At 61.7% G+C, this 7,984-nt stretch carries 8 protein-coding genes; 3 read left to right on the top strand and 5 right to left on the bottom strand.

Annotated features, from left to right (window positions below):
* A partial coding sequence (locus tag VFF99_RS09120; RefSeq protein WP_325017095.1) for a citryl-CoA lyase occupies positions 1-552 on the bottom strand: 552 nt, incomplete at its 3' end.
* The gene (locus VFF99_RS09125; protein WP_325017097.1) at positions 549-1,751 is read right to left on the bottom strand and encodes a CaiB/BaiF CoA-transferase family protein; all 1,203 of its coding nucleotides are present in this window, start codon (positions 1,749-1,751) and stop codon (positions 549-551) included. The genes VFF99_RS09125 and VFF99_RS09120, both read right to left, overlap by 4 nt.
* A 108-nt stretch (positions 1,752-1,859) precedes the next feature.
* On the opposite strand from VFF99_RS09125, the gene VFF99_RS09130 reads away from it, so the two are divergent.
* Entirely contained in the window at positions 1,860-2,600 is a 741-nt protein-coding gene (locus VFF99_RS09130; protein ID WP_325017099.1) for an IclR family transcriptional regulator, read from the top strand.
* On the opposite strand, the gene VFF99_RS09135 is transcribed toward VFF99_RS09130, so the two are convergent.
* Positions 2,574-2,849, bottom strand: a complete 276-nt coding sequence (locus tag VFF99_RS09135) for a hypothetical protein (protein ID WP_325017101.1) — start codon at positions 2,847-2,849, stop codon at positions 2,574-2,576. The genes VFF99_RS09130 and VFF99_RS09135 overlap by 27 nt on opposite strands.
* Positions 2,850-3,305: 456 nt before the next feature.
* Between VFF99_RS09135 and VFF99_RS09140 the strand changes: the two genes are divergently transcribed.
* Complete coding sequence (locus VFF99_RS09140; protein ID WP_325017103.1) at positions 3,306-5,789, top strand: EAL domain-containing protein; 2,484 nt, start codon at positions 3,306-3,308, stop codon at positions 5,787-5,789.
* Here the strand turns inward: VFF99_RS09140 and VFF99_RS09145 are convergent.
* The gene (locus tag VFF99_RS09145; RefSeq protein ID WP_325017105.1) at positions 5,783-7,006 is read right to left on the bottom strand and encodes an HD-GYP domain-containing protein; all 1,224 of its coding nucleotides are present in this window, start codon (positions 7,004-7,006) and stop codon (positions 5,783-5,785) included. The two genes, VFF99_RS09140 and VFF99_RS09145, sit on opposite strands and share 7 nt — an antisense overlap.
* Positions 7,007-7,023: 17 nt before the next feature.
* Positions 7,024-7,434, bottom strand: coding sequence for a hemerythrin domain-containing protein (locus tag VFF99_RS09150; protein ID WP_325017107.1), 411 nt, complete (start codon positions 7,432-7,434; stop codon positions 7,024-7,026).
* A gap of 291 nt (positions 7,435-7,725) precedes the next feature.
* Between VFF99_RS09150 and VFF99_RS09155 the strand changes: the two genes are divergently transcribed.
* On the top strand, positions 7,726-7,984 hold a 259-nt coding region (locus VFF99_RS09155; protein ID WP_325017109.1), incomplete at its 3' end, for an Arm DNA-binding domain-containing protein.

A 7,984-nucleotide genomic window follows, 5' to 3' on the forward strand; every position in this document is an offset into this window, starting at 1 on the left:
GCGTCGCGCGTCTTCCACGAGTTGCAGCAGCTTCGGCGTGCGCGGATCCGTGGGGTGAAAGCGATGCCCGAAGCCGGGGATGATCTTGCCGTGTACCGCGGTGTAGCGATCGAGCACGGTGTCAACGGCGTCGGCGAGCGCCCTCCCCTCTGCCTTCAGCCCGGCCACATGGCTGTAGATCTCCATGCACTGCTGCCCTGCGCCGCCGTGCACGTCGTCGAGCGCGTTGATCGCGGATGCCATTGCGCCGTTGAGCGGCAGGCCGCAGGTCACGGCCATGCGCGAAATGGCGATGGACGGCGCCTGCGGACCGTGGTCGACACTGGCCACCAGCGCCGCCTCCAGCAAGGCCGATTGCGCATGGCCGGGAAGTTCTCCGCGCAGCATCAGCCAGATCATGTCCGGGAAACGCACAGCACCGATCAGATCCTGGATCGGATAGCCGCGGATGCCGATCTTGCCCGGATGGATATCGATGATGTCCGTCGACCACCAGGCCGATGTCTCCTGCAGCAATTGCTCTGCTGTCTTCCCGTTTTTCTGCACACTCATACCGCACCTGCCTTTTTCAATGCTTCGATTTGGTCGCCGGAATATCCGAGTTCCTGGAGCAAGGCATCGGTGTGTTCCCCCAGTTGCGGGGGCGGCGTGCCCGCATCGGGCGCCGCGCCCGCAATCCTGAACCCCGCGCGTGCCAGCGTGACCGGACGGTCTACACCAGGCACCTCCTCGAACCGGTGCAGCAGCTCGCGGTGGCGTACCTGCGGGTGGGATAACGCCTCCGGCACGCTCAACACCCGGCCGGCAGGCACGCCTGCACGGTTGAGCAGGGCTTCCCACTCTTCCGCGGACTTCTCCGCCAGGCCGTGCTCGATCTCCGCGGTCAGCGCCGCGCGATGCTGCTTGCGGCTCTCGCGCCCGGAAAAGCGCGGATCGGCCACCAGGTCCTCGCGCCCGATCAGCCGTGCCAGGGCCGCGAATTGTTCCTGCTTGTTGGCGGCGATATTGAGCAAGCCGTCCTTCGTCCTGAATGCGCCCGACGGCGCCGCGGTGAAATTGTCATTCCCATAGGGCCGCGGCACCTGGCCGGCCACGAGATAGTTCGACACCACCCAGCCCATCGTGACGATGGTGGCGTCCAGCATGGCGACATCGATGAAGGCGCCCTCACCCGTGCCTGCCCGGCGCACCAGGGCAGCGGCAATTGCGAACGCGCCGGTCAGGCCGCCGATGGAATCGGCCACCGGATAGCCGACGCGCAGGGGCGCGCTTTCCTCGCTGCCGGTGATGCTCATCGCTCCCGACAATCCCTGCACGATCTGGTCGTAGGCCGGCGCATCCTTCAGCGGGCCGTCCTGCCCGAAGCCGGAAATCGCGCAATACACGAGACGCGGGTTGGCCTGCTTCAGGTCCTCATAGCCGAGCCCGAGGCGTGCCATCACCCCGGGCCTGAAATTCTCGACCAGCACGTCGGCCGACGCCACCAGCCGGCGCAAGACCTCCTTGCCCGCATCGGATTTCAGATCGACGGTGATCGAGCGCTTGCCGGCATTCTGGGCGAGGAAGGAAGCGCCCATGCGCTTCGCGTTCAAGGCCGGGTCCGCCCCGAGCTGGCGCGCGAGGTCGCCCGATTCCGGCATTTCAACCTTGATCACGTCCGCCCCTAGCAATGCCAGTTGATAGGCGCAAAACGGGCCGGCCAGAACATTGGTCAGGTCCAGCACGCGGATGCCTTGCAGTGCTTGCGTCATTGCGGCTCCAATCGGAAAAGTGTATCGTTGTACAGAACAGTGTTCTATTATTCACGATAAGCACGAACGCTTCAACCATTGCCATACGGACAGGAAAGGCGCTGCAAGATGGGAGAATCCGCGAACAACGAAGGCGTCGCCGCCGTCGACAGGGCACTGTCGATCCTCGACGCATTCACCGCGCAGGACGCGGGACTGACGCTCAGCGAGATTGCGCGCCGGACCGGCCTGTACAAGAGCACGGCCCTGCGCCTGGCCGAGTCGCTGGAAAAATTCGGCTACCTGCGCCGCGATGAGGAAGGCTATTTCAAGGTGGGGGCAAAGCCGCTGTATCTCGGCACGCTGTTCCAGCGGCAGTTCAGGACGGCCGACGTCGTGCCGCGGGCCTTGCGGCAGATTGCGGAGGAACTGCGCGAGAGCGCCTCATTCTTCGTGCGGGATGAGGACAGGCGCCTCTGCCTGCACCGGGTGGATGCACCGCGCGCCGTGCGCGACGCCATCAACGAAGGCGACCGCCTGCCGCTCGACACCGGCGCATCGGGCCATGTGATCCTGGCGTTCGCCGGGCAAGCGGGGCCACGCTACGACGGCATCCGCCGCAGCCTGCATGCGGCCTCCTTCGGCGAACGCGACCCGGAAACGGCGGCGGTTTCCTGCCCGGTGTTCCGCATCCATCAGGAATTTGCCGGCGCGCTTACCGTCTCCGGCCCGCGCTACCGGATCGAGGAAACGACGGTCGGGAAGATCCTGCCCGTGCTGGTCCGGCACGCGCAGGAATTGACGCGCCAGTTCGGCGGCAATCCCGACGTCTTCCGCGCACTGTCACCAGAAGCGCCACCAGGGCTTTGACTCGGCGGCGGGGCTGTCCGCCGCCGCCTGAAAGCCCAGACGCTCCAGGGCATCCTGATGCGAGTTGCCCTTCAAGCGCAAGTAAACGTAGTGATACTCCATCGGCACCGGAACCGAGGCGCCGTAGGTGACGCCGGTTCTCTCCCTCAGGAAGTTCCGGTACGCGGTCCAGTCAGGAATCTCACCGCCGTTCCTTGCAACAACCGTACGCGCCCAATTCGTCGCTTCGTCTACAACCTTCAGGTTCACTTCATCTCCTCTCGCTTGTTCATTATTGCGCGCGGCCAGTGCCGCACGGCTCACCCCTGATTTCGGCGGCGATCGAACCTTCTTGATGGATGGAAATGTCGTGAAATTGTGTCGGAGTTGTATCGAGTTGCAATCAAGCACGACCCAATTGCCCACAGATCCTGTGAGCAATCTTGTGGACAAGCCGGGATAACAGCGCGCAAGCCGTTGATTTACAAGAAAAATCGAACGTTGATGAAAATCAATGCACCCAGGAAAAAGGCAGACGGGCCCGCAAGTCCCGGGTTTACTACCTCCAGTTACCCGCCGTGACCTACATTGGATGTAATGGCCCGGACCGAAGCGAGTCTTGAGCACCGGCAGCTCTTCGGCCGCAAAATGCGAGCAGCCCAAAAGAAAGCGCAGGATGTGTTTCTACGCAGAGCCGTATTCCCGATCGCACAAGAGGATTACATCATGCATGAACCATTGAAGCTTCTCGTCATTGAGGATTCGACGCCGGACTTCCTGCTCACGAAAATGCACCTCGAAGACAGCGGAATCAGGACCCTGTGCCAGCAGGTCGACACGCTCGACCTCTTGCGGAGACATCTGTGCGACAGCTCCTGGAACGCCATCTTGTCCGATTTCAGACTGCCCGGGATGGACTTCGAGGACAACCTGCACGAGATCCGTGCCGCACTGCCGGATACGCCGGTCATTCTCGTCTCCGGCACCCTGGGAGAAGAAAAGGCGATTGAGCTGCTGAAACTCGGCGTGACCGACTTCGTCCTGAAGGACAACCTCGCCCGCCTCGTGCCTTCCATCACGCGCGCGTTGCGCGATGTCGACGAGCTGCGCGCCAAGCGCGCCGCCGAGCTCGCACTGCGCGAGCGGGACAAACTGTTGCAGGAAATGAGCGCCCTCGCCCACGTCGGCGGGTGGGAATTTTATCCGCCGACGGGAGAATTCTCCTGCACCGCCGAAGTCGCCCGGATATGCGATCTGCCTCCTTCGGAAAAAGTCAGCCTCGGCAAGCTTCTCTGCTTCCTGTCTCCCGACTCGCGGCGCCAGCTGGAACTGGTGCTCGACGATGCGGTAAGAAGCATGACGCGATTCGACCTGGAGCTCGAGCTGCTGACGGAAAAAGGGAATCACAAGTGGATCCGCATGGTCGGCGACCCGGTTACCGAAGACCAGGCGGTGACGAAGCTGCGCGGCGCCCTGCAAGACATTACCGATCGCAAGCGGGATGAAATCGCCTTGTTCGAACAGAAGGAACGCGCGGAGGTCACGCTCCATTCGATTGGCGATGCAGTGATTACCACCGACGAGGCCGGCAATATCGATTACCTGAATCCGATCGCCGAGGCGCTCACCGGCTGGCCGGAGGATGAGGCCGTCGGCAAGACACTGATGGACGTCCTGAACATCGTCGACGAGAGCAAACGGCTGCCCCTTCCGAACCCCGTCGTTCCGGTACTTTCCGAAGGAAAGGCGACGCACCTGCCGCTCGACTGCATGCTCCTCCGGAGAGGCGGCACCATCCTGGCCATTGAGGATTCGGCAGCCCCGATCCGCGGCCGCGACGGAGGCATCATCGGCGCGGTGCTGGTGTTTCGCGACGTCACCGCATCGCGGGAAATCACTGCGCAAGTCGCCTACCAGGCCACGCACGACCTGCTCACCGGACTACCCAACCGCATACTGGCATGGGATCGGCTCGACCACGCCATCAGCATTGCGCAGCGCGATGCCGGACGCGTGGGTGTGCTCCACTTGAATCTCGATCGCTTCAAGTACGTCAACGATTCCCTCGGCCACGCTGCGGGCGACGAGATCCTGAAAGAAGTCGCGAGGAGGCTGAAATCCGTCACGCGCGCGATGGACACGAGTTGCCGCCATGGCGGCGACGACTTCATGGTCATCATGCCCGGCACCAAGCGCAAGGTTTACTTCGACATGATCGCGCAAAAGGTCATGGAAACGGTTTCCGCGCCGTTCTTCGTCGGCGAGCGGGAAGTCCGCCTCACCTTCAGCATCGGCGTCAGCATCTATCCCCACGACGGCAGCGACAGCGAGACGCTCTTCAGGAACGCCGGCGCGGCGATGCGGCATGCCAAGAGCGAAGGCCGGAACAACCTGCGCTTCTATTCGCCGGAAATGATCAACAAGGCTTCCGAACGGCTGTCATTGGAAGTGCAGCTCCGGCATGCAATCACCAACCAGGAGTTCGAGGTGTACTACCAGCCGAAAGTCGGCGCCGCGCATGGAAAGATCGTGGGTGCCGAAGCGCTGATCCGCTGGAACCATCCGCAGGCCGGCATGCTCGGCCCCGGACACTTCATCGACGTCGCGGAAGACAGCGGGTTGATCGTGCCCATCGGCCAATGGATCTACGAAGCCGTCTGCCGGCAAAATCAGCAATGGCTGCAGCGCGGCCTTGCCTGCGTGCCGATCTCGGTCAATCTGTCGGCCATCCAGCTTCGCCATAAGGCATTGGTCGACACCTTGCGCGCCGTCCTGGAAGAAACCGGCCTGCCTCCTGAGTTGCTGGAACTGGAACTGACGGAAAGCCTGATCATGCACGGCACAGAAGCGGTCATCGGCATGCTGCACAAGTTGAAAGACCTTGGCCTTACGCTTTCCATCGACGACTTCGGCACCGGATATTCAAGCTTGAGTTACCTGAAACGCTTCCCGGTCGACAGACTCAAGATCGACCAGGCCTTCGTCCGCGACGTGGTGAAGAACGAGAGCGATGCCGCCATCGTAAGGGCTATCATCAGCATGGCCCACAGCCTGAAGCTGGCCGTCATCGCCGAGGGCGTGGAAACCGCGGAACAGTATGCGTTCCTGAAGAACAACGACTGCGACGAGATCCAGGGCTACTACTTCAGCGGCCCCATCCCCGCCATGTCCTTCGAAAGGATGCTGAACTCGCAGCAACCGCTTCATTGACTCGCTTCGTCATAGGCTTCCTCGAGCAAGGCCACGAGCTCGCCGTCGATAGCGCCCTCCTTCACCTGCGCATGCAGCACTTGCATGCATTCCGCCTTCTCCATGCCACGCCGGTAGGGCCGGTCTTCGGTAATGGCAGTGAAGATATCTGCCACTGCGACAATCCTCGCCTCGAGCGGGATGCGCGTTTCCCGGAACGGATATCCCTTGCCGTCGAGCCGCTCATGATGCAAGGCCGCCCACATCGACACCGCCTCGAGCCCGGGCACCGCGGACAGGATCTCGCGGGTATGGTAGGGATGCTGCCGTATCAACAGCATTTCTTCACGGGTTAGTTTGCCGGGCTTCTCCAGCAATGAAGGACTGATCGACAGCTTGCCCACATCATGGAGATAGCCCGCGACGCCGACGAGCCGCACAGCGCTGTGCGGCAGCCCGGCCTTGCGCGCCAGGATTTCACTCGTGCGCGCCACGCCTGCCGAGTGCAGCGCGGTGTAGGAACTCCGGTAATCGACGATCCTCGCCAGGACGCGGGCGAGGTCATACAGGCTGTCGCCGTCCAGATGCAAAGCCTTGCCGCCGAAGCGCTCCTTCAGAAGCGCCTCCTTGTGCCGGCTGGTGAGATCGAGCCAGAAAGCCTCCCTGCATGCGGCCTGCTCGAATGCCGCGACGGCATCCGGATGGAACTCGCGTCCGCCGCGGCCACGCAAATCGGACGCCATCTCTTCGGCATGCACTTGCGGGGGGCGGCCGTCCGGCGGCAGCACGGAAAGCCTGTCCGCGAGATGAAGGATATGGCTCTCCAGCGGCACCCGAGAACCCGCAAAATATTCCCCTTCCCCATCGTTCCAGTCGACGTGATGATATCGAATGACCTGCGCCGCCTTCGCAAACGGCGCAAAGCCGGACAGCATGTTATGGCATGCGAACCCGTGCTCGTGGATTTCGTTGCCGACGCTGTCGAATTCAGGTTGCAGCGCGAGGTCAAGCAAGCGCTTCGTCTGCGGCGCGCACGCCGCAGCGACGTCATGCAGGGCTCCGGCAACGAGGACGGACTGGATGTCGGCGTCCGACAGTCCCATTTCTCCGGCAATGCACGCCGCCGCGTAGGCGACTCGAAGGTGATGCTCGGATACCGCGGGATGCACAAGATCCATGGCCCGCGAAAACATCAACACCATGTCAAGGGAATTGACGAGGATGGATGCGCGATCCACCCGATCCCCGACCGGCACTAGATCGCCTCGATGGCGGGATAGAAGTCAGCGTCCTCCTGACGAATGCGTGCATACAGCTTTTTGAGAACGACATTGGCATCGGCCCTGAAGCCGTCCGGATCGCGCGCCACGTTGGATGCCGTGTTCCACTTGCGGGCGAATTCCTCGTAGCTGCGAGCGATAACCTTCATCTCATCCTGGTACGCATCCCCCATTTTCGCGATCGCGCGGCTGCTGCTCGAGCGCAGCGCCGGATACAGCACCGTATCCTCCACGCTCAGATGCAGCTTGATCACCGAGCTCATGCGCACCACGGTCAGCGCGATCTCCCGCGCGTTTGCGGCAACGCCTGCGAGCGAATGCAAACGCAGCGTCTCGATGCACTCGAAAATCTTTACATGCTGGTGCTTGAATTTCTCAATGTTCATCGTCAATCCTTTCCTGTGCTAAAGATACATACAGGATATATCTTTAAGGAAAAACGAATTTCTTGCAACAACAACCTTATGAATTGGAGGGGATCTCGGTCGGGGGAAGGAAGGATCTGGCGGAGGCGGTGTCCGCCTAAGTAGCGTCCAGCACAATCCAATACCGTCTTTCTTCCCTCTTAATATTCAACATCTTACCTAACGCGCCGTCCAGTACCGTCCACCCAAATCTTTCAAAATCCAAGGCATAATGGTGGGAAGGATGGTGGGAATACGACTGAGGCGGAGAGTATGAAAAAGCGCACTGGGAAGGATTGGCTGAATGCACGCGGTGTTGCAACGATCAAGGAGCCCGGCTACCACGCCGACGGCGGCGGCCTTTACCTCTGCGTGACCTCAACCACGGCCGGCATCTCGAAAAGCTGGATCTTGCGTTATCAGGTCAACGGCAAGCGCCGCGAAATGGGTTTGGGTGGCCTGTCGACCCTTTCGCTCTCTGACGCAAGAAAACGGCGCGATGAAGAGCTGGCCAAGGCCAAGGGTGGCACTG

Source organism: Noviherbaspirillum sp., from assembly GCF_035654295.1.
In the GTDB taxonomy this organism is placed as follows: domain Bacteria; phylum Pseudomonadota; class Gammaproteobacteria; order Burkholderiales; family Burkholderiaceae_D; genus Noviherbaspirillum.